The 20,150-nt window shown below is 64.8% G+C and carries 21 protein-coding genes; 14 read left to right on the forward strand and 7 right to left on the reverse strand.

Annotated features, from left to right (window positions below; all coding sequences use genetic code 11):
• Window positions 1-2: 2 nt before the first annotated feature.
• The 7 genes from ACFQ3C_RS00615 to ACFQ3C_RS00645 are packed head-to-tail and all read right to left on the reverse strand — an operon-like array spanning window position 3 to window position 6,691.
• Window positions 3-740: a CbiX/SirB N-terminal domain-containing protein gene (locus ACFQ3C_RS00615; RefSeq protein WP_380788172.1), complete on the reverse strand. Its 738-nt coding sequence runs from the start codon at window positions 738-740 to the stop codon at window positions 3-5.
• Window positions 740-1,144, reverse strand: coding sequence for a Na+/H+ antiporter subunit G (locus ACFQ3C_RS00620; protein WP_380788174.1), 405 nt, complete (start codon window positions 1,142-1,144; stop codon window positions 740-742). The genes ACFQ3C_RS00615 and ACFQ3C_RS00620 overlap by 1 nt, the downstream gene beginning before the upstream one ends.
• 13 nt (window positions 1,145-1,157) lie before the next feature.
• Complete coding sequence (locus ACFQ3C_RS00625; RefSeq protein WP_380788176.1) at window positions 1,158-1,430, reverse strand: K+/H+ antiporter subunit F; 273 nt, start codon at window positions 1,428-1,430, stop codon at window positions 1,158-1,160.
• Entirely contained in the window at window positions 1,427-1,918 is a 492-nt protein-coding gene (locus ACFQ3C_RS00630; protein ID WP_380788178.1) for a Na+/H+ antiporter subunit E, read from the reverse strand. The genes ACFQ3C_RS00625 and ACFQ3C_RS00630 overlap by 4 nt, the downstream gene beginning before the upstream one ends.
• Entirely contained in the window at window positions 1,915-3,483 is a 1,569-nt protein-coding gene (locus tag ACFQ3C_RS00635) for a monovalent cation/H+ antiporter subunit D (protein ID WP_380788180.1), read from the reverse strand. The genes ACFQ3C_RS00630 and ACFQ3C_RS00635 overlap by 4 nt, the downstream gene beginning before the upstream one ends.
• The gene (locus ACFQ3C_RS00640; RefSeq protein WP_380788182.1) at window positions 3,480-3,833 is read right to left on the reverse strand and encodes a Na+/H+ antiporter subunit C; all 354 of its coding nucleotides are present in this window, start codon (window positions 3,831-3,833) and stop codon (window positions 3,480-3,482) included. The genes ACFQ3C_RS00635 and ACFQ3C_RS00640 overlap by 4 nt, the downstream gene beginning before the upstream one ends.
• Window positions 3,833-6,691: a monovalent cation/H+ antiporter subunit A gene (locus ACFQ3C_RS00645; protein ID WP_380788184.1), complete on the reverse strand. Its 2,859-nt coding sequence runs from the start codon at window positions 6,689-6,691 to the stop codon at window positions 3,833-3,835. The genes ACFQ3C_RS00640 and ACFQ3C_RS00645 overlap by 1 nt, the downstream gene beginning before the upstream one ends.
• 571 nt (window positions 6,692-7,262) lie before the next feature.
• Here ACFQ3C_RS00645 and ACFQ3C_RS00650 point away from each other — a divergent pair.
• The 14 genes from ACFQ3C_RS00650 to ACFQ3C_RS00715 all read left to right on the forward strand — a co-directional run bounded on the left by ACFQ3C_RS00650 (window position 7,263) and on the right by ACFQ3C_RS00715 (window position 20,087).
• A complete protein-coding gene (locus ACFQ3C_RS00650) occupies window positions 7,263-9,560 on the forward strand; it encodes a bifunctional salicylyl-CoA 5-hydroxylase/oxidoreductase (RefSeq protein WP_380788186.1) in 2,298 nt (765 codons plus the stop codon).
• The gene (locus tag ACFQ3C_RS00655; RefSeq protein WP_380788188.1) at window positions 9,557-10,279 is read left to right on the forward strand and encodes an SDR family NAD(P)-dependent oxidoreductase; all 723 of its coding nucleotides are present in this window, start codon (window positions 9,557-9,559) and stop codon (window positions 10,277-10,279) included. Before ACFQ3C_RS00650 ends, ACFQ3C_RS00655 begins: the two co-directional genes overlap by 4 nt.
• Window positions 10,276-10,758, forward strand: coding sequence for a MarR family winged helix-turn-helix transcriptional regulator (locus tag ACFQ3C_RS00660; protein WP_380788190.1), 483 nt, complete (start codon window positions 10,276-10,278; stop codon window positions 10,756-10,758). The genes ACFQ3C_RS00655 and ACFQ3C_RS00660 overlap by 4 nt, the downstream gene beginning before the upstream one ends.
• Before the next feature lie 2 nt (window positions 10,759-10,760).
• Window positions 10,761-11,561, forward strand: a complete 801-nt coding sequence (locus ACFQ3C_RS00665; protein ID WP_380789099.1) for an enoyl-CoA hydratase family protein — start codon at window positions 10,761-10,763, stop codon at window positions 11,559-11,561.
• Between the two features lie 49 nt (window positions 11,562-11,610).
• Complete coding sequence (locus ACFQ3C_RS00670) at window positions 11,611-12,765, forward strand: acyl-CoA dehydrogenase family protein (protein ID WP_380788192.1); 1,155 nt, start codon at window positions 11,611-11,613, stop codon at window positions 12,763-12,765.
• Between the two features lie 5 nt (window positions 12,766-12,770).
• Window positions 12,771-14,393: an AMP-binding protein gene (locus ACFQ3C_RS00675; protein WP_380788194.1), complete on the forward strand. Its 1,623-nt coding sequence runs from the start codon at window positions 12,771-12,773 to the stop codon at window positions 14,391-14,393.
• The gene (locus tag ACFQ3C_RS00680; protein WP_380788196.1) at window positions 14,390-14,626 is read left to right on the forward strand and encodes an Lrp/AsnC ligand binding domain-containing protein; all 237 of its coding nucleotides are present in this window, start codon (window positions 14,390-14,392) and stop codon (window positions 14,624-14,626) included. The genes ACFQ3C_RS00675 and ACFQ3C_RS00680 overlap by 4 nt, the downstream gene beginning before the upstream one ends.
• Before the next feature lie 48 nt (window positions 14,627-14,674).
• Window positions 14,675-15,817, forward strand: a complete 1,143-nt coding sequence (locus ACFQ3C_RS00685; protein WP_380788198.1) for an ABC transporter substrate-binding protein — start codon at window positions 14,675-14,677, stop codon at window positions 15,815-15,817.
• Between the two features lie 106 nt (window positions 15,818-15,923).
• Complete coding sequence (locus ACFQ3C_RS00690) at window positions 15,924-16,841, forward strand: branched-chain amino acid ABC transporter permease (protein ID WP_068295331.1); 918 nt, start codon at window positions 15,924-15,926, stop codon at window positions 16,839-16,841.
• Between the two features lies 1 nt (window position 16,842).
• Window positions 16,843-17,826, forward strand: coding sequence for a branched-chain amino acid ABC transporter permease (locus tag ACFQ3C_RS00695; protein WP_380788201.1), 984 nt, complete (start codon window positions 16,843-16,845; stop codon window positions 17,824-17,826).
• The gene (locus tag ACFQ3C_RS00700; protein ID WP_380788204.1) at window positions 17,819-18,574 is read left to right on the forward strand and encodes an ABC transporter ATP-binding protein; all 756 of its coding nucleotides are present in this window, start codon (window positions 17,819-17,821) and stop codon (window positions 18,572-18,574) included. The genes ACFQ3C_RS00695 and ACFQ3C_RS00700 overlap by 8 nt, the downstream gene beginning before the upstream one ends.
• On the forward strand, window positions 18,571-19,260 hold the full coding sequence (locus ACFQ3C_RS00705) for an ABC transporter ATP-binding protein (protein ID WP_380788206.1): 690 nt from the start codon (window positions 18,571-18,573) through the stop codon (window positions 19,258-19,260). The genes ACFQ3C_RS00700 and ACFQ3C_RS00705 overlap by 4 nt, the downstream gene beginning before the upstream one ends.
• A 3-nt stretch (window positions 19,261-19,263) precedes the next feature.
• Window positions 19,264-19,671, forward strand: coding sequence for an acyl-CoA thioesterase (locus ACFQ3C_RS00710; protein ID WP_380788208.1), 408 nt, complete (start codon window positions 19,264-19,266; stop codon window positions 19,669-19,671).
• A complete protein-coding gene (locus ACFQ3C_RS00715) occupies window positions 19,671-20,087 on the forward strand; it encodes a RidA family protein (protein WP_380788210.1) in 417 nt (138 codons plus the stop codon). Before ACFQ3C_RS00710 ends, ACFQ3C_RS00715 begins: the two co-directional genes overlap by 1 nt.
• Window positions 20,088-20,150 lie beyond the last annotated feature (63 nt).

Consider the following 20,150-nt stretch of genomic DNA (forward strand, 5'->3'; position numbering starts at 1 on the left):
GTTCAGGCGGCGGGATGACCCGCCGCCGCCCTGATCAGGGCTGCGGCGATCAGGGCCGGCACATCCGGGTGTTGACCGATGGGGGGCAGGATCGGGCCGTCAAACCCGGCCTCTGCCATCGCTTCGGGGATGTCACCCACCACATGGCCGGCTTCCAGGGCGAAAAAGGGCAGGCAGATGCCCCGGCCCAGGGCGCGCGCCTGATCGGCAAGGAATGGCGCCTCTTCGACGAAGCCCGCAAGGATGCGCCCGAAACCCGTCAGCGGGCCAAGGGCTGCGACCATCGCATGGGTGCTGTCGGCTGAGGTGCGCGACACCTTGCTGCCATGGGCCGCGACCAGCAGCGCGCTGTCGGCGGGTGTGATCCCGGATGCAAGGGCGGCCTCCAGCGCGACGCGGGCCATCAGGCCGGGCAGGGCGGGGTCCACACCGAAAGGGGCGGTCTGCACCGCGCCGGTGATCCCGGCCTCGGCCAGACGGCGGGGCAGAAGGGTGCCGGTAAAGAACCCCTCGGCCATGAAGAACGGATAGATCAGCGGGTTCGACAGCCCCGCCAGCGCGCATTCAAGCGCGCCGTCTGCCGCCATGGTCGCCCCGCGCACCCGCCAGCCTTGCGGCAGGTGCGGCGCCGTGGCGGCGGCCAGCGCCTTGAGGACCAGTTCTTGCGGCGCAGGTTCGGCCGGGGCGCCATGCGCCACGATCACCGCATCGCGCGGGGGCTGGCCTTGGGCGGTTGCCATCAGCCCTGTGTGCCCTTGTCTTCCGCGATCTGCCGGGCCGCGTCGCTTTCAAAGCCGGCCCAGGGGCGATCACCGGCGGGGGGCGGCACCTCGTCACGCTTGACGTCTGTGTGCAGGTTCGCCTTTGCCAGGAAATGCGCGGTGATCGGCGCGGTCAGGAACAGAAACAGCGTGATCATCAGCTCATGAAAGCTCAGATGCCCCTTGGCAAAGAAGAAATACAGCATCGAGGCGATCAGCACGCCGCCGACGCCCAGCGTGGTGGCCTTGGTCGGCGCATGCAGCCGTGTCATCGGATCGGGAAGCTTGATCAGCCCGAAGGATCCGACCAATCCGAAAACCCCCGCGATCACCAGAAAGGCCGCAACGGTGATTTCCTGCCAGAGTGCCATGTCCGCGTTCATGTCCGATCCCCCGTCATTCGATGATGTTGCCGCGCAGCATGAAGCGCGCATAGGCCACGGTCGAGATGAAGCCGACCATCGCAATCAGGATCGAGGCCTCGAAATACACGGCGGTGCCTTCGATGATGCCGTAAAGCACCAGAATCGCGATGAAATTGATCACCATCGTGTCCAGCGCCAGAATGCGGTCCGGCACGCCCGGCGCGCTGACAACACGCCAGAGGTTCATCAGCAGGGCCAGGGCAAAGCAGCCGGTGGTGAAGATCAGGGCATAGCTCAGGATCATTCGAAAATCTCCTTCAGGCGACGCTCGTAGCGCTGCTTGATCTCGTCGCGCACAGCGTCCGGGTCCGGCGCGTCAAGGCAATGGACCAGCAGGCTGCGGCCATCGGCGGCGACATCGCTGCTGACGGTGCCGGGGGTCATGGTGATGGTCCCTGCCAGCACGGTGATCGCCTCGGGGGTGCGGAGGTCCAGCGGGATGCTGACCCATGCGGGGTGCATCGCGGTGTTGCGGGTGAACAGGATCGTCTTGGCCACGACGATATTGGCCACCACGATGTCGTATAGCACGACCAGGATGAATTCGACGATCATCACGGGGTTCTTCAGGCGCGGGCGATCCGGCCAGTAGGGCGCGGTGATCAGCGGGATCACGATGCCCAGGATCAGGCCGAAGACCAGCGTGCCCAGCGATACGTAATTCACCAGCATCTGCCAGACCACGACCAGCGTCAGGGTCAGCAAAGGATGAGGAAGGATGCGTGCGATCATTTCTTCGTCCCCTCATGAGGCAGGCTTTCGGCTTCGATGGCGCGGGGGGTTTCCAGAACCGCAGCGATATAGGCGTCGCGGTCGAAGATCTGCGCCGAGGTATCCGACAGGAAGGCCGTCACAGGCCCGGCAAAGACGGTCAGCGCGACGATCCCTGCCATCAGACCACCGGTTGCCACGAAGGGCAGGGCGGCGGCGGACGGGCTTGGTTCAGCCTCGGACGCTTCGCCCTCGGGCGGGGTTTCGACCTTCCAGAACACCATGCTGCCCGCGCGGGCAAAGCCCACCACCGCGATCAGCGATCCGACCAGGATCGCGGCCCAGATGACCCAGACCATGTCATGCGCCCGCACCGCGTCCAGCACCAGCAGCTTGCCCAGAAAGCCCGACAGCGGCGGCATCCCCGCCATGGCGATGGCGGCGGCAAAGAAATAGGCGGCGATCAACCCGTTCTGTGCAATCGCGGGACGCGAGGCGATGATGTCATCCTCGGCGGTTCGACGGGCGCGGACCATGTCGACCACAAGGAACAGCGCCGCACCGGCCAGGGTCGAATGGATCATGTAATAAAGCGCCGCCGTGGTTGCCTGTGGCGTGAACAGGGCCACCGCGATCAGAAGCGTGCCCATCGAGCCTACAGCCGCAAAGGCGGCAAGTCGGCCCATATGGCTTGCGCCCAGCACCCCGATCATGCCGATGATCAGCGTCACGACGGCCGCGGGCATCAGCCAGGGCCCGACGATATCGGCCGTTGCCGCCACATCGGGGCCGAAGACCAGCGTGTACATGCGGATGATCGCATAGGCGCCGATCTTGGTCATTACCGCGAACAGCGCGGCGATGGGGGCCGGCGCCTCGGCATAGGTGGCGGGCAGCCAGAAATGCAGCGGGATCAGGGCGGCCTTCACGGCAAAGACCAACAGCAACAGGATCGCGGCCACCCGGATCATCGCGGTGTCATCGGCAGGCAGCTCTGCCACCCGCTGCGCGAGGTCCGCCATGTTCAGCGTGCCAGTCACCGCATAGATCGTGCCCAGGGCGAACAGGAACAGGGTCGAGCCGAGCAGGTTGTAAAGCACGTATTGCACGCCCGCCCGCAGGCGCACCGCGCCGCCGCCATGGATCATCAGGCCGTAGGAGGCGATCAGAAGCACTTCGAAGAAGACGAACAGGTTGAAGGCGTCGCCGGTCAGGAAGGCGCCGAAAATGCCCATCAGCTGGAACTGGAACAGGGCGTGGAAATGATGGCCGCGCTTGTCCCAGCCCGATCCGATGGCATAAAGCACCACCGCCACGGCCAGGGCTGCGGTAAGTGTCACCATCGTGGCCGACAGCCTGTCCAGCACCAGCACGATCCCGAAGGGCGCGGGCCAGTTGCCCAGCTCGTAGACGCCGATGTCGCCGCTCATGCTTTTGACCAGCAGGCCAATGGCGATGCCCAGCAGCGCCACGGTGGAGGCTACGGAAAAGACGCGCTGCAAGGCAACCTGGTAGCGCGCGGCCAGGATGATGAAGGCCGCCATCACGGCGGGCAGCAGGATGGGGGCTACGATCCAGTGGTTCATTTGCCGGCCTCCGCGCTGTCGTCCTGGCCTTCATTCAGGTTCACGTGGTCGGTGCGCGCGGACAGATAGGCGCCAAGCCCCATCAGCACCACCACGGCGGTCATCCCGAAAGAGATCACGATCGCGGTCAGCACCAGCGCCTGCGGCAGCGGGTCCGTATAGGTGGGCGTCTTGTTCAGCAGCACCGGAGGCAGGTTGATCGCGATCCGACCCGAGGCGAACAGGAACAGGTTCACCGCATAGGTCAGCATCGAGATTCCCAGGATCACCGGAAAGGTGCGCTGCCGCAGCAGCAGGTAGATTCCGGCAGCGGTCATGGCGCCGATGGCAGTTGCAAGCAGGTATTCCATTACGCGTCCTTCGCCTCCTGCGGCAGATCCCGCGAGGGGTCGATATCCATGGGGTAGGGGCTTGGCCTGTCACCGGCCCGGTGGGCAAAGCGCGACAGGCTTTCCAGCGCCAGCATCACCGCACCCACCACGCAGAGGAACACGCCCACGTCAAAGGCCATGGCGGTCGCCAGTTCGAACTCGCCCATGGGCGGGATCTGGAAATAGCCGTAGTTGCTGGTCAGGAAGGGGCGACCCGCGAACCAGGAGCCGATCCCGGTCAGGGCTGCGGCGAAGACACCCAGCGCGATGATCATGTGATAGGGATAACGCTGGCGCGCCGCCGCCCAGTCAAAGCCGCTGGCCATGTATTGCATCACAATCGCGATCGCCACGATCAGGCCGGCGATGAAACCGCCGCCCGGTTCGTTATGGCCGCGCAGGAAGATGAAGACACCGACCATCAGGGCAATCGGCATCATCACCCGGGTCGCCACGACCATCATCAGCGGGTGGCGGTCACCGGCCTCGTTCGGATTGATCGGGCGTTGTTTCAGCCAGGCGCCGACGGGGCTGCCCAGAACCGATTCCGTCATCGCGAAGATCACCAGGGCGGCGATGCCCAGCACGATGATTTCACCGAAGGTATCGAAGCCGCGGAAGTCTACAAGGATCACGTTGACCACATTGGTACCGCCGCCGCCGGGCTTGGAGTTGGCCAGGTGGAACGCCGAGATGCTTTCCTGCGAAAAGTCGGACAGCAGCATCGCCAGCGTCAGCCCGCCGACCGCCAGACCGCCCAGCACCGCGATGGTGCCATCACGGAACCGTCGCGCATTGCTGCTTTCCACGGGGGTGTGTTTCGGCAGGAAGTTCAGCGCGAGCAGCAGCAGGATGATCGTCACCACCTCGACCGAGATCTGGGTCAGTGCCAGGTCGGGGGCGGACATATAGGCAAAGGCGACCGAGACGATCAGCCCCACGATCCCCATCAGGACCAGCGACAGCAGGCGGTTGCGGTGGAAGGCCGCCATGCAGCCCGTGGCCACGATCAGCAGGATCCATCCGATCAGCGGCACCGGCCCTATGGCCATCACCTCGCGCACGGGGGCGGGGGCCGTGCCGCCGAACCATGCGGCGCTGCCGGCCAGGATCACGGCCAGCGTGAAGACAGAGGCATAGCGGGTCATCGCGCCATTGTGCAGCCCGTCGGTCAGCGCCTTGGCGGCCCCGGTCACGGTGCCCATCAGCGCGTCGAAGATCGCCTTGGCCTCGGGGCGGCGCGCGCGGATCCAGGCCGCGTCCAGCGGACGGTGCATGGCCAGCAGGACCAGCCCGCCCGCCACGGCGGCGATGGACATGAACAGCGCCGCGTTCACGCCATGCCAGATCTTGAGCGAGTAATAAGGCAACTCGCCCCCGATCACCGCACCGGATGCGGTGGCGACCAGCGGGCCCACCATCAGCGCGGGCATGATGCCGATCAGCACGACCAGCACGGCCAGCAGCGCGGGCGGGGCCCACATGCCGAAACCGGGATCATGCGGTTTGGCCGGGTAATCGTCGCGTTTGGGGCCCAGGAACGTGTGCACGATCAGGCGGAACGAATAGGCGACCGAGAACAGCGCGCCCAGCGTCGCCAGGGCGGGAACAATCCAGTGGTTGCCGTTCCATGGCGCTTCGGTGGCGACATCCAGCATCATTTCCTTGGACAGGAAGCCGTTGAACAGCGGAATGCCCGCCATCGACAGACCGGCCACCATGACGATGGTGAAGGTCACGGGCATCAGGTGGCGCAGCCCGCCAAGGCGTTTGATGTCGCGGGTATGCGTCTCGTGATCGACGATGCCCGCGCTCATGAACAGTGCGGCCTTGAAGGTGGCATGGTTGATGATGTGAAACACCGCGACCACGGCGGCAAAGGGCGTGCCGAAGCCCAGAAGCATCGTGATCAGGCCCAGGTGCGACACGGTCGAAAACGCCAGCAGCGCCTTCAGATCATCCTTGAACAGCGCGATCACCGCGCCCAGCACCATCGTGATCAGGCCCGTGGTGGCAACGATGTAGAACCATTCGGGCGTGCCCGCCAGCACAGGCCAGAGCCGCGCCATCAGGAAAAGCCCCGCCTTCACCATCGTGGCCGAATGCAGATAGGCCGACACCGGGGTGGGCGCGGCCATTGCGTGCGGAAGCCAGAAATGGAAGGGGAATTGCGCGGATTTCGTGAAGCAGCCCAGCAGGATCAGGATCAGCGCGGGCAGGTAGAGCGGGCTTGCCTGGATCAGGTCCTTGTTCTGGAGGATCACGGTCAGGTCATAGCTGCCCACGATATTGCCCAGGATCAGCATGCCCCCGATCAGCGCCAGACCACCCATGCCGGTCACGGCCAGCGCCATGCGCGCCCCCTGCCGCCCTTCGGGCAGGTGTTTCCAGTAGCCGATCAGCAGGAAGGACGACAACGAGGTCAGTTCCCAGAAGATCAGCATCAGCAGCACGTTGTCCGACAGCACGATGCCCACCATCGCGCCCTGGAACAGCAGCAGATAGGTGTAGAACTGGCCCATCGGATCGTTTCGCGAAAGGTAGAAGCGCGCGTAGATGATGATCAGAAGCCCGATCCCCAGGATCAGCCCCGCGAACAGCAGACCCAGCCCGTCCAGGAAGAAATTCACGTTCAGCCCCAGCATCGGCATCCATTCCAGCTGGTACTGGATCACCTCGCCGCGCATCACGGCGGGGGCGTGGACCAGCAGGCCGATCAGCGCCGCCAGCGTGACAGAGGCCGTGGCCCAGGCGCAGGCGGTCCGTCCCGAACGGATCATCAGACCGGGCAGAAGCGCGCCGAGGAACGGAAGGGCAGCGATGAGGATCAAAGACACGTGTTGGGCTCCCTGGTCGACCTGTCATACCGTTGGCGGCAATGCGGTTGCGCCGTTTTAAAGAGGTTGAAACCCTGTGTGCAACACGGTTTCGCCTTGGCCGGTACAGGGAGCCCCCCAAACCGGCGAATTCACTCAAAAACTGGCATCGAATGCGCGCTGGGCCTTATTTGGGCGTATTGCCCCCGCAAACAATAGCCGCGCGGCCGATTTTAGGAGGGTTGTTGCATGCTTGACGCAGCGTCAGCCTGTGGCGGCAGGACCGGGACAGGCCGGGTGCGACAAGGCTGCTTGTGCCACGACCCGTATGCGGATCGAATCGAGCAGGCCATGGCTGTTGCCGCCGGGCCGAACCTGTCGAGCTTGCCGGAAAGGGCGCGCGTGCCGCCTGCCTGTCACGCCGTGGCGCTTGCATCCCTGCATATCCGTAAGGGGGTTTCTGTGTGTAATACCATGATTTGGGTTGAAAAATACGATGTCGGTAATTTATTTCACACTTAAAACATTTAGGCTTGAAATATAATGTAACCCGGATACGCTTTCACTGTGATGTCATCAGAGGAGGCGCGGCATGAAGATTGCATGTCTGGGGGGCGGCCCGGCGGGGCTCTATTTCGCCATCTCGATGAAGCTGCGCCAGCCCGAGACACAGGTCACCGTGTTCGAGCGCAATCGCCCGAACGATACGTTCGGCTGGGGTGTGGTCCTGTCGGACGATGCGCTTGAGAACCTTGAAGCGAACGATCCGGTCAGCGCGGCCAGGATCCGCGAGAACTTTGCCTATTGGGATGATATCGCCGTGGTCCATGACGGGCACCGGACGGTGTCGGGCGGGCATGGCTTTGCCGGTATCGGGCGGATGAAGCTGCTGACGATCATGCAGGACCGCGCCCGCGAATTGGGCGTGGATCTGCGGTTTGAAACCGAGGTGGGCCCGGTCGAGGATTACGCCGCCACCTATGATCTGGTCGTGGCGGCAGATGGGCTGAACTCGCGCGTACGCAGCCAATGGGCCGAACATTTCAAGCCGGATGTGGACACGCGCCTGTGCAAGTTCATCTGGCTGGGAACGCACCAGAAATTCGACGACGCCTTCACCTTCATTTTCGAAAAAACTTCGCATGGCTGGGTCTGGGCCCATGCCTATCAGTTCGATGACAATACCGCGACCTTCATCGTGGAATGCACGCAAGCCACCTGGGACGCCTGGGGCTTTGCCGGGATGTCAAAGGACGAAACGGTTGAAACCTGCCGCCAGATATTCGCGGGGCATCTGGGCGGGCACAAGCTGATGTCGAACGCCAATCATCTGCGCGGCTCGGCGGTGTGGATCAACTTTCCCCGCGTGAATTGCGAACATTGGCACCATCAGAACGTGGTGCTGATGGGCGATGCGGCGGCGACGGCGCATTTTTCCATCGGGTCGGGCTCGCGGCTGGCGCTGGACAGTGCGATTGCGCTGGCGACCTATCTGGATACCGAACCCACGCTGGAACAGGCTTTCGTCAAGTATCAGGACGAGCGGCGTCTGGACGTGCTGCGCCTGCAATCGGCGGCGCGCAATTCGCTGGAGTGGTTCGAGGAGGTCGAGCGCTATCTGGACCTTGATCCAGTGCAGTTCAACTATTCGCTGCTGACGCGCAGCCAGCGGATCAGCCATGAAAACCTGCGGCTGCGCGATCCGGAATGGCTGGCCTCGGCCGAACGCTGGTTCCAGACACAAGCGGGCGTGCCTGCCGATGCGCCGCTGCGCGCGCCGATGTTCGCGCCGTTCCGCCTGCGAGACATGGCGCTGGCCAACCGGATCGTGGTGTCGCCCATGGCGCAATACAAGGCGGTGGATGGCTGCCCGACCGATTGGCATTTCGTGCATTACGCCGAGCGGGCCAAGGGTGGCGCGGGGCTGGTCTATACGGAAATGACCTGCGTCTCGCCCGAGGGACGGATCACGCCGGGCTGTCCGGGGCTTTACGCGCCGCAGCATGAGGCGGCGTGGCGGCGGCTGGTGGATTTCACCCATGCCGAGACGCAAGCGAAGATCTGCTGCCAGATCGGCCATTCCGGGCGCAAGGGGTCGACGCAGCTTGGCTGGGAAAAGATGGACGCGCCGCTTGCGGCGGGGAATTGGGAGATCATTTCGGCCTCGGCCATTCCATGGTCAAAGGACAATGCCACCCCGCGCGAGATGACCCGCGCCGACATGGACAGGGTGACGGCGGAATTCGTGGCGGCCGCGCAGATGGCGGATCGCGCCGGGTTCGACATGATCGAACTGCATGCCGCGCACGGGTATCTGGTGTCGTCCTTCATCTCGCCCTTGTCGAATGCACGGACCGATGAATACGGCGGCAGCCTGGACAACCGGATGCGCTGGCCGCTTGAGGTATTCACCGCGATGCGCGCCGCATGGCCCGGGGGCAAGCCGATGGCGGTCAGGATTTCCGCGAATGACTGGGCGGGCGATGATGGTGTGACGCCAGCGGAAGCAGTCGAGATCGCGCGCATGTTCCATGCTGCGGGGGCGGATATCATCGATGTGTCGGCGGGCCAGACATCCACGCAGGCGCGGCCTGTCTATGGGCGGATGTTCCAGACGCCCTTCAGCGACCGCATCCGCAACGAGGCGGGGCTGGCGACAATGGCGGTGGGCAATATCTACGAGGCTGATCACGTCAATTCGATCCTGATGGCGGGCCGCGCCGATCTGGTATGCCTGGCCCGCCCGCATCTGGCCGATCCCTACTGGACGCTGCACGCGGGCACGGCCATCGGTGATCGTCACGCGCAGTGGCCGCTGCCCTATCTGGCCGGGCGCGATCAGGCCTGGCGATTGGCCGAGCGTGATGCCGAACAGGTGGGCAAGGTATGACGCGGCGCGTTCTGGTCACGGGTGGCGGATCGGGCATCGGGCGGGCGGTGGCGCGCGCCTTTGCGGCGGCGGGCGACCGGGTGACGATCACCGGGCGGCGGCTGGCCGCGCTTGAGGAGACGGCAGAGGGCTTCGATATGGCCTGTCGCGCCGCCGATGTGACCGACGAGGCGCAGGTGCAGGCGCTTTTCGATGCGCCTTATCACGTGGTGATCGCCAATGCGGGCGGCGGGGTGGCGGGCAAGCTGCGCGGTGTCAGCCTGGCCGATTGGAATGCCACGCTGGCGGTGAACATGACGGGCACGTTCCTGCTGTTCCGCGAGGCGCTGCGCGGGATGGGGACGGGGGGGCGGCTGATCGCCATGGCCTCGACCGCCAGCCTGAAGGGGGGCGCGACGGTTCCGGCCTATGCGGCGGCGAAACATGGCGTGCTGGGGCTGGTGCGGTCGGTCGCGCTGGATGTGGCGGGCAAGGGCATCACCTGCAACGCGGTCTGCCCCGGTTTCGTCGATACCGATCTGGCCGAGGCGGCGATCAGCGCGGTGCAGAAACGGTTCGACCTGACCCGCGCGGCGGCCCTGGCCGAGGTGGTCAGCGACAACCCGATGGGCCGGTTGATTGCACCAGACGAGGTGGTCGCGGCGGTGACGTTCCTGGCCTCTCCCGGGGCATCCATGGTGAACGGGCACGCGCTGTCCGTGTCGGGGGGTGAAATATGAATACGCAACCAGAGCTGCGGCTGGCCGAACAGGGATCCAAGCAGCGCCTGCGCCTGTGGTTGCGGCTGCTGGCCGTGACCCGCAAGATCGAGGCCGAACTGCGGGAACGGATGCGCACCGAATTCGACAGCACCCTGCCGCGTTTCGACGTGATGGCGGCGCTGAGCCGGCACGACCAGGGCCTGCGGATGAGTGCGCTTTCGGGCGTGCTGCGGGTGTCGAACGGCAATGTCACGGGCATCGTGGACCGGCTGGCCGAGGACGGGCTGGTCATGCGCGTCCCCGTGGCGGGCGACCGGCGCGCAACGCTGGTGCGGCTGACCGCAAGGGGCGCCGAGGTCTTTGCCCGGCAAGCCGCCGAGCATGAGGCCTGGATCGACGCCATGCTGGCCGAGTTGAGCCCCGAGGAGGCACGCAGCTATGCCGCGCGGCTGCGGACGCTGGCGCAAAAACTGGACGACAAGGGAGCGATGGAATGACGATGCGGAGCGATGTGAAACATTTCCTGTGCAGGATCGAGGGCGGCATCGCCACGATCGCGCTGGACCGGCCCGAGCGGAAGAACCCGTTGACGTTTCAAAGCTACGCCGAATTGCGCGACTGGTTCCGCGATCTGGTCTATGCCGATGACGTCAAGGCCGTGGTCTTTGCCTCGAATGGCGGCAATTTCAGCTCGGGCGGGGATGTGCATGACATCATCGGCCCGCTGACCAGGATGAACATGAAGGAGCTTCTGGCCTTCACCCGCATGACCGGCGATCTGGTCAAGGCCATCGTGAACTGCGGCAAGCCGGTGATTGCGGCGATCGACGGGATCTGTGTCGGGGCGGGCGCGATCATCGCCATGGCCTCGGACCTGCGGATCGGCACGCCAGAGGCCAAGACCGCGTTCCTGTTCACCCGCGTGGGGCTGGCGGGGTGCGACATGGGGGCCTGCGCGATCCTGCCGCGGATCATCGGGCAGGGCCGCGCGGCGGAGCTGCTTTACACCGGGCGCGTGATGACCGCCGAGGAGGCCGAGCGCTGGGGCTTCTTCAACCGGCTGGTGCCGGGGGGTGAACTCGCAGCAGCCGCGCAGGAGATGGCCGCGCGCATCGCGGCGGGGCCGAATTTCGGGCATATGATGACCAAGACCATGCTGGCGCAGGAATGGTCGATGTCCATCGACCAGGCCATCGAGGCCGAGGCGCAGGCGCAGGCGATCTGCATGCAGACCCAGGATTTCGTGCGGGCCTACGAGGCTTTCGTCGCGAAGGAAAAACCCGTCTTCGTGGGGGATTGAGCGATGGATTTGAGTATTTTCGGAACGGTGAAGCAACGGAAGGTACATGATGGCTGATCGGTCTTTTCTGGATTGGCCGTTTTTCGATGCGCGGCATCGCGAACTGGCCGGCGCGCTGGATCAGTGGTGCGGCGTGCATCTGGGGGCAGTGGATCATGCCGATACCGATGCGGCCTGCCGGTCGCTCGTGTCGATGCTGGGGCAGGGGGGCTGGCTGAAACACTCGGGCGCGGTGGAGGGGGCGCTGGATGTGCGTACGCTGTGCCTGATCCGCGAGACGCTGGCGCGCCACGACGGGCTGGCGGATTTCGCCTTTGCCATGCAGGGGCTTGGCACAGGGGCGCTGTCGCTGTTCGGCACCGCACATCAGAAGGCCGAATGGCTGGCGCGGACGCGCGAGGGGCGGGCGATTTCGGCCTTCGCGCTGACCGAGCCGCAATCGGGATCGGATGTGGCCAATTCCACCATGACGGCGGACGCCGATGGCGACGGGTTCGTGCTGAACGGCGAAAAGACCTGGATTTCCAACGGCGGGATAGCCGATGTCTATACCGTCTTTGCCCGCACGGGCGAGGGGCCGGGCGCGCGGGGCCTGTCGGCCTTTGTCGTGCCCGCGGGTCTGCCGGGGTTCGATGTGGTCGAGCGCCTGGAGACGATCGCGCCGCATCCGCTGGCGCGGTTGCGGTTTGACGGGGTGCGGGTTCCGGGATCGGCGCTGATCGGGCAACGGGGGCAGGGGTTCCGTATCGCCATGTCGGTGCTGGATGTGTTCCGGTCCACCGTGGCGGCGGCGGGCTTGGGCTTTGCGCGGCGGGCGCTGGACGAGGCTTTGGCCCGCGTGCAGGACCGTCGCGTACAGGGCGCGCCGCTTTTTGATTTGCAGATGGTGCAGGGGCATGTCGCGGATATGGCGCTGCGGGTCGATGCGGCGGCGTTGCTGGTGTACCGCGCGGCCTGGGTCAAGGATGCCGGCGCGCCGCGCGTCACGCGCGAGGCCGCGATGGCCAAGCTATATGCCACCGACGAGGCGCAGAAGGTGATCGACATGGCCGTGCAATTGCATGGCGGCGATGGCGTGCGATCGGGCGCGGTGGTGGAGCGGTTATATCGCGAGATCCGCGCGCTCAGGATTTACGAGGGTGCGTCCGACGTGCAGCGCGTGGTGATCGCGCGGCAGGCGATGGGGGCCTTTCAGGGGGAGTGATGCAGATGCTGGGACCAAGCGCGCATGTGGATACCTTCACGCGGGACAACCTGCCGCCCCCCGATCAATGGCCCGATTTCCTGCTGGAGGGCTTCGAATATCCCGAACGGCTGAATGCCGCGGTGGAACTGACCGACGCGATGGTGGCGCGCGGCTTTGGCGACCGCACGGCCCTGATCGGGAACGGGCGGCGGCGGACCTACAAGGAACTGGCCGACTGGACCAACCGTCTGGCCCATGCGCTGGTGGATGATCTGGGCGTGAAACCGGGCAACCGGGTGCTGATCCGGTCTGCGAACAACCCCGCGATGGTGGCTTGCTGGCTGGCTGCCACCAAGGCAGGGGCGGTCGTGGTGAACACCATGCCGATGCTGCGGGCGGGCGAGCTGACCAAGATCGTGGACAAGGCCGAGATCAGCCATGCCCTGTGCGACACAAGGCTGATGGACGAGATGGAGGCCTGTGCGGCAGGATCGCGGTTTCTGACGCGGGTGACGGGGTTTGACGGCACGTCGAACCATGATGCGGAACTGGACCGGCTGGCGCTGGAAAAGCCCGTGCAGTTCGAGGCCGTGCCGACGGGGCGCGATGACGTGGCACTTCTGGGCTTCACCTCGGGCACCACCGGTGCGCCCAAGGCGACGATGCATTTTCACCGCGATCTTCTGATCATCGCGGATGGCTATGCGCGCGAGGTTCTGGGCGTGACGCCCGAGGATGTCTTTGTCGGCTCTCCGCCTTTGGCCTTCACCTTCGGGTTGGGCGGGCTTGCGGTGTTCCCCTTGCGCTTTGGCGCGGCTGCGACCCTGCTGGAGAACGCCTCGCCCCCGAACATGATCGAGATCATCCAGAAATACCGCGCGACCGTGTGCTTTACCGCGCCCACGGCTTACCGTGCGATGCTGGCGGCGATGGACCAGGGCGCGGATCTGTCATCCCTGCGCGCGGCGGTGTCAGCGGGCGAAACCCTGCCCGCGCCCGTCTACCAGGAATGGATCGCCAAGACCGGCAAGCCGATGCTGGACGGGATCGGGGCGACGGAACTGCTGCATATCTTCATCACGAACCGCTTTGACGATCATCGCCCGGCCTGCACCGGCAAGCCGGTCAGGGGCTACGAGGCGAAGGTGATCGGCGAAGACGGGGCCGAGGTGCCCCGCGGCACGGTGGGCCGCCTGGCCGTGCGCGGGCCCACGGGCTGCCGCTACCTGGCTGACGACCGCCAGGAGGGATACGTGCGCGACGGCTGGAACGTGACCGGGGACGCCTTTGTCATGGACGAAGACGGATACCTGCATTTCGCTGCGCGCAATGACGACATGATCATCTCGTCGGGCTACAACATCGCAGGGCCCGAGGTGGAGGCCGCGCTGCTGTCACATGCCCATGTGGCCGAATGCGCGGTGATCGGCGTGCCGGATGCGGAACGCGGGTCCATCGTGCAGGCCCATGTGGTGTTGCGCGCCGGTATCGCGGCATCGCCGGCCACGGCGCAGGCGCTGCAGGATCACGTCAAGGCGCAGATCGCGCCCTACAAGTATCCGCGCCGTATCGTGTTCTGCGAGGGTTTGCCCAAGACCGAAAGCGGCAAGATCCAGCGCTTCCGCCTGAAGGATATGCGGCCATGACCTGCGTCTTTGTCCAGATCCGCTGCAAACCCGGCACGACCTACCGGGTCGCGGAACAGATCGTCCTGCGCGAGATTCATTCCGAGCTTTACTCGACATCCGGGGCGTTTGACCTTCTGATGAAGCTGTATATTCCTGAAGGGGCCGATGTGGGCAAATATATCAACGATCACCTGCTCGACATACCGGGCATCGAACGCACCCTGACCACGCCGACATTCAAGGCGTTCTGAACAACCAAAATCACAAGCCCGAACGGGTCAACACGGAGGAAAGATACCATGAAACTGACGAAACTGGCGATGCTGGCCACGACAGCCATGCTTGCGGCGGGCGCCGCGATGGCGGAAGGCAAGGTCAAGGTAGGGATGATCACCACGCTGTCGGGCGGTGGCGCGGGCCTTGGGATCGACGCGCGCGACGGCTTCATGCTGGCGCTGAAACTGTCGGGCAGCGACGCGGTCGAGGTGGTGATCGAGGACGATCAGCAAAAACCCGAGATCGCCGTGCAACTGGCCGACAAGATGATCCAGGCCGAGAATGTCGATGTGCTGACCGGCATCATCTGGTCGAACCTGGCCATGGCCGTCGTGCCGTCCGCCGTCGCGCAGGACAAGATCTACCTGTCGGTGAACGCAGGTCCTTCGGCGCTGGCGGGCAAGGGCTGCCATCCGAACTATTTCAACGTGGCCTGGCAGAACGACAACCTGCATGAGGCGGCGGGCGCCTATGCCACCAAGGCGGGCTATGGCAACACCTTCATCCTGGCGCCCAACTATCCGGCGGGTACCGATGCGCTGACCGGGTTCAAGCGGTTCTACAAGGGCGATCTGGCCGGCGAGATCTATACCACGCTGGGCCAGACCGATTATGCGGCCGAGATCGCGCAGATCCGCGCCTCGGGGGCGGATTCGGTGTTCTTCTTCCTGCCGGGCGGGATGGGGATTTCCTTCATGAAGCAATATGCCGACAGCGGCGTGGGCCTGCCCGTGGTGGGGCCTGCCTTCAGCTTTGATCAGGGCATCCTTCAGGCCGTGGGCGCGGCTGCGCTGGGCGTGGTGAACACCTCGCAGTGGGGCAAGGATCTGGACAATGAGGCGAACAAGACCTTCGTTGCGGCCTTCCAGCAGGAATACGGCCGCCTGCCGTCGCTTTATGCGTCGCAGGGCTATGACACGGCGAACCTGCTGCTGTCCGCTGTCGGCAAGGCCGATATCGGCGACAAGGCGGCGTTCCGCGCCGCGTTGAAAGAGGCCGATTTCGCCAGCACGCGTGGCGATTTCAAATTCGGCACCAACAACCATCCCGTTCAGGACATCTATGTCCGCGAGGTGATCCAGGAAGGTGACATCTTCACCAACAAGATCATCGGTGTGGCGCTGGAAGATCACGTCGATGCCTATGCGGTCGAGTGCAAGATGTAATCACTGATCCGGTTCCGGCGCGCAGGCGCCGGGACCAACCTGCCTGTTGCGTTGCCGCGCCGATCGCGCGCGGACGGGATAACTTCACCCCAAGCGGACGGAAAACATGACCTTTCTGCTTTTTGCCGAACAGATGCTGAACGGGCTGCAATTCGGGATCATGCTGTTCCTGATGGCGGCGGGCCTGACGCTGGTGTTCGGGGTCATGGGCCTGATCAACCTGGCGCATGGATCGCTTTACATGATCGGGGCCTTTGCGGCGGCGGCGGTCGCTGGTGCGACGGGATCGTTCGTGCTGGCGCTGATGGCCAGCCTTGCGGCGGCGGCGGCGGCGGGCGCGCTGATCGAGTTGACGGTGATCCGGCGATTGTACAAGCGCGACCATCTTGACCAGGTGCTTGCCACCTTCGCGCTGATCCTGATCCTGTCGGAAGGAACGCGCTGGGTTTTCGGGTCCTTCCCGCTTTACCTTGACGTGCCAAGCTATCTGTCCGGTCCGGTCACGCTGCCGGGCGGGATCCAGTATCCGCTTTACCGGCTGGCGATCATCCTGGCCGGATTGCTTGTGGCGGGGGGGCTGTTCGCGCTGATCGCGCGCACCCGCATCGGCATCCAGATCCGTGCCGGCGAGGCGGACCGCGAGATGATCGCAGCGTTGGGGATCGACATATCAAGGCTTTACACGCTGGTCTTTGCGCTGGGCGCGGCGCTGGCCGGGCTGGCGGGCGCGCTGGTGGGCGCGATCCAGTCGGTGCAGGTCGGCATGGGCGAGCCGGTGCTGATCCTGGCCTTCGTGGTCATCGTGATCGGCGGGATCGGATCCATCAAGGGCGCGCTGGTGGGTGCGCTGCTGGTGGGCATGACCGATACGATGGGCGGCGTGCTGCTGCCGCGCTTCTTTGCGCTGTTCATGGATCCCTCCGCCGCCACGACCATCGGCGCCTCGCTGGGCTCGATGCTGATCTATATCCTGATGGCGGCCGTGCTGATCGTGCGCCCCTCGGGCCTGTACGGGAGCGCCTGAGATGACGCGCGAGACATATATCAACGCAGGCCTGACCTTCGTGCTGGTGCTGGTGCCGTTCTGGGCCTGGTCCACCGGGCAGGCCTATATCCTGACGCTGTGCACCAAGGTCGCGATCCTGGCGCTGGCGGGCGTGGGGCTGAACATCGCGCTGGGTCTTGGCGGGCTGGTCAGTTTCGGTCATGCGGCGTTTTTCGGGATCGGCGGCTATGCGATGGGCATCCTGGCCAGCCATGCACAGACATTCGATCCGATCATGGAATGGCCGATCCTGATCGAAGGCACGAAATCCATGCCGGTGATCTGGCTGGTCGCGATGGTGTCCTCGGCGCTGGCGGCCCTTCTGATCGGGGCGCTGAGCCTGCGGACATCGGGCGTCTATTTCATCATGATCACGCTGGCTTTCGGGCAGATGCTTTACTACTTCACGATCGGCTGGCCTGCCTATGGCGGCGAGGACGGCCTGTCGATCTATCTGCGAAACAGCTTTCCGGGGATGAACACGCTGGTGCCGGTGCAGTTCCTGATCCTGGCCTACGGGATCCTTGGCCTTGCCCTGCTGTTTTCGGCGCGGCTGTCACGAGCGCCCTTCGGGCTGGCGCTGACGGCGGCGCGGCAGAACGCGGACCGTGTGGAAACCGTGGGCATCGCACCTTATCGGCTGCGGCTGGTGGCTTTCGTCATTTCGGGGGCGATCACGGGGCTGGCGGGCGCGCTTTTTGCCGATCTCAACCGCTTCATCAGCCCGACCATGTTCAGCTGGCACACCAGCGGCGAAATCATGATCTTCGTGATCCTGGGCGGGGTGGGGCGGCTATTCGGGCCGGTTGCCGGGGCGGCCCTTTTCATTCTGCTCGAGCATCTTCTGGGTGGTGTCAGCGAATACTGGAAAATCTTTCTGGGCGCGCTTTTGCTGGCGGTCGTGCTGTTCGCGCGCGGCGGTCTGATCGGGACCCTGGCAGGGCGGGAGGTGGCGCATGGGTGAGCCACTTCTGCAGACGCGTGCCATCAGCAAATCTTTCGGCGCGCTGAAAGCCTCAAGCGATGTCAGCCTTGATCTGCGACCGGGCGAGATTCATGCTCTGATCGGCCCGAATGGCGCGGGAAAATCCACGCTGATCAAGCAGATCGCGGGCAATCTTCGCCCCGATAGCGGCACCGTGCATTTCCTGGGGCGGGATGTGACCGCCCTTGACACCGTCGCGCGGGCGCGCCTGGGGCTGGGGCGGACGTTCCAGATCTCGGCCCTGGCGATGGAATTTACCGTGCTGCAGAACGCGGTGCTGGGGGCCTTGGGCGCGCGCGGTGATGTCATGCGCTTTTTCCGTCCGGTGATGAAGGACCGGGCGTTGCTGGAGCGCGCGCAAGAGGCGCTGGAACGGGTGGGCCTGCAGGATCACGCCACGACGCGCACGGCAGAGCTGTCCCACGGCCAGCGGCGCCAGCTTGAGGTGGCCGTGGCGCTGACGCTGCGCCCCAGGGCCTTCCTGATGGACGAGCCGATGGCGGGCCTGGGCGCGGGCGGGTCGAAACGCCTGACCGGGTTTCTGGACGGGCTGCGGGCCGAGGCGCCGATCCTGCTGGTGGAACATGACATGGATGCGGTCTTTGCGCTGGCGGACCGGATATCGGTTCTGGTCTACGGCCAGATCATCGCAACAGGCACCGCTGCCGACATTCGCGGCAATGCAGAGGTGCGTCGCGCCTACCTGGGCGAGGAGGACACGGCATGACCCTGTTGTCGGTGGATGATCTGGCCATGCAATACGGGTCCTCGCAGGCGCTGTTCGGTGTGTCCTTCGACGTGGCCCCGGGCGAGGTCGTGGCCCTGATGGGGCGCAACGGCATGGGCAAAACCACCACGATCCATGCCATCTGCCGCATGGTGCCCGCCATGTCCGGGGCGATCACCTTTGACGGGCAGGACCTGCTGCGCCTGCCATCCTTTCGCGCGGCGCGGCTTGGGTTGGGCTTGGTGCCCGAAGGGCGGCGTTGCTTCGCCCCCCTGACGGTCGAGGAAAACCTGATCGCCAGCGCGCGCCCCGGTCACTGGGACCTGGCCCGCATCGCGCGGCTTTTCCCAAGGCTGGAGGAACGGCGCGACCAGAAGGCGGCCTCGCTGTCGGGTGGCGAGCAGCAGATGCTGGCGATTGCCCGCGCGCTGATGACCAACCCGCGCCTTCTGCTGCTGGACGAGGCGACGGAAGGTCTGGCCCCGGTGGTGCGGCAGGAAATCTGGGCCGCGATCGCCACGTTGAAACGCGACAGCGGACTCGCCATAGTTGTGGTCGACAAGGCGTTGAAAGAGCTGAACAAGATCGCAGACCGCGCGGTGATCATCGCGCGGGGGCAATCGGTCTGGACAGGGCGGCCCGCCGATCTGACAGCCGATCTTGCCGACCGCTACCTGGGGGTCTGACAGATGCCCTATACCCTTCGCCGCAAGGTCATGTTCAAGGATTGCGACCCCGCGCGGATCGTTTTCTACCCGCGCTATTTCGAAATGCTGAACGACACCGTCGAATGTTTCTTCGACGAGGTGCTGGGCTGCCCTTTCGAGAGGCTGCATCAGGATCATGCGGTGCCTACCGCGCGGATCGACACGGTTTTCACCGCGCCAAGCCGGCTGGGGGATTGGCTGGATATCACGCTGACCTGCATCCGGCTGGGCCGGAGCAGCCTTGATCTGGCCTTTGCCGTGCGTTGCGGGGATGAACCGCGGCTGCGGGCGGCCTCGACCCTGGTGCATGTGGGGCCGGACGGACGCCCGGTGCCATGGACGGGCGAATTACGCAAAGCGTTGGAATATCAGATAAAAGGAACGGATTGATGGCGCATCGGATCATTCAACCCCAAGGTTGGGCCGCGGCGAAAGGCTATGCCAACGGGGTGCTGGGCGAGGATGGCACGCTTTATGTCGGCGGGCAGATCGGCTGGGATGCAGATCAGGTATTCCGCACCCATGATTTCATCGGACAGATGGAACAGGCGCTTCGCAATATCATGGCCGTGGTCGAGGCGGCAGGCGGCAAGGCCGAACATCTTGTGCGCCTGACCTGGTATGTGACCGACAAGCGCGAATATCTCGCCCGACAGGCCGAGGTGGGGCAGGCCTATCGCAGGGTGCTGGGGCGGCATTTTCCGGCAATGACCATGGTCGTGGTGGCCGGTCTGGTCGAGGACGAAGCCCTGGTCGAGATCGAGGCGACAGCCGTGATCCCGCATCCCGGCTCTGTCGGGCCGTGATCTCCTGTTGATTGATAATAGTCAACTTAAGGGGTATTTTTTCAGCCGCGGATGCTGTTTTCG

Origin of the sequence: Seohaeicola saemankumensis (assembly GCF_042678485.1) — a bacterium.
In the GTDB taxonomy this organism is placed as follows: Bacteria; Pseudomonadota; Alphaproteobacteria; order Rhodobacterales; family Rhodobacteraceae; genus Seohaeicola; species Seohaeicola saemankumensis.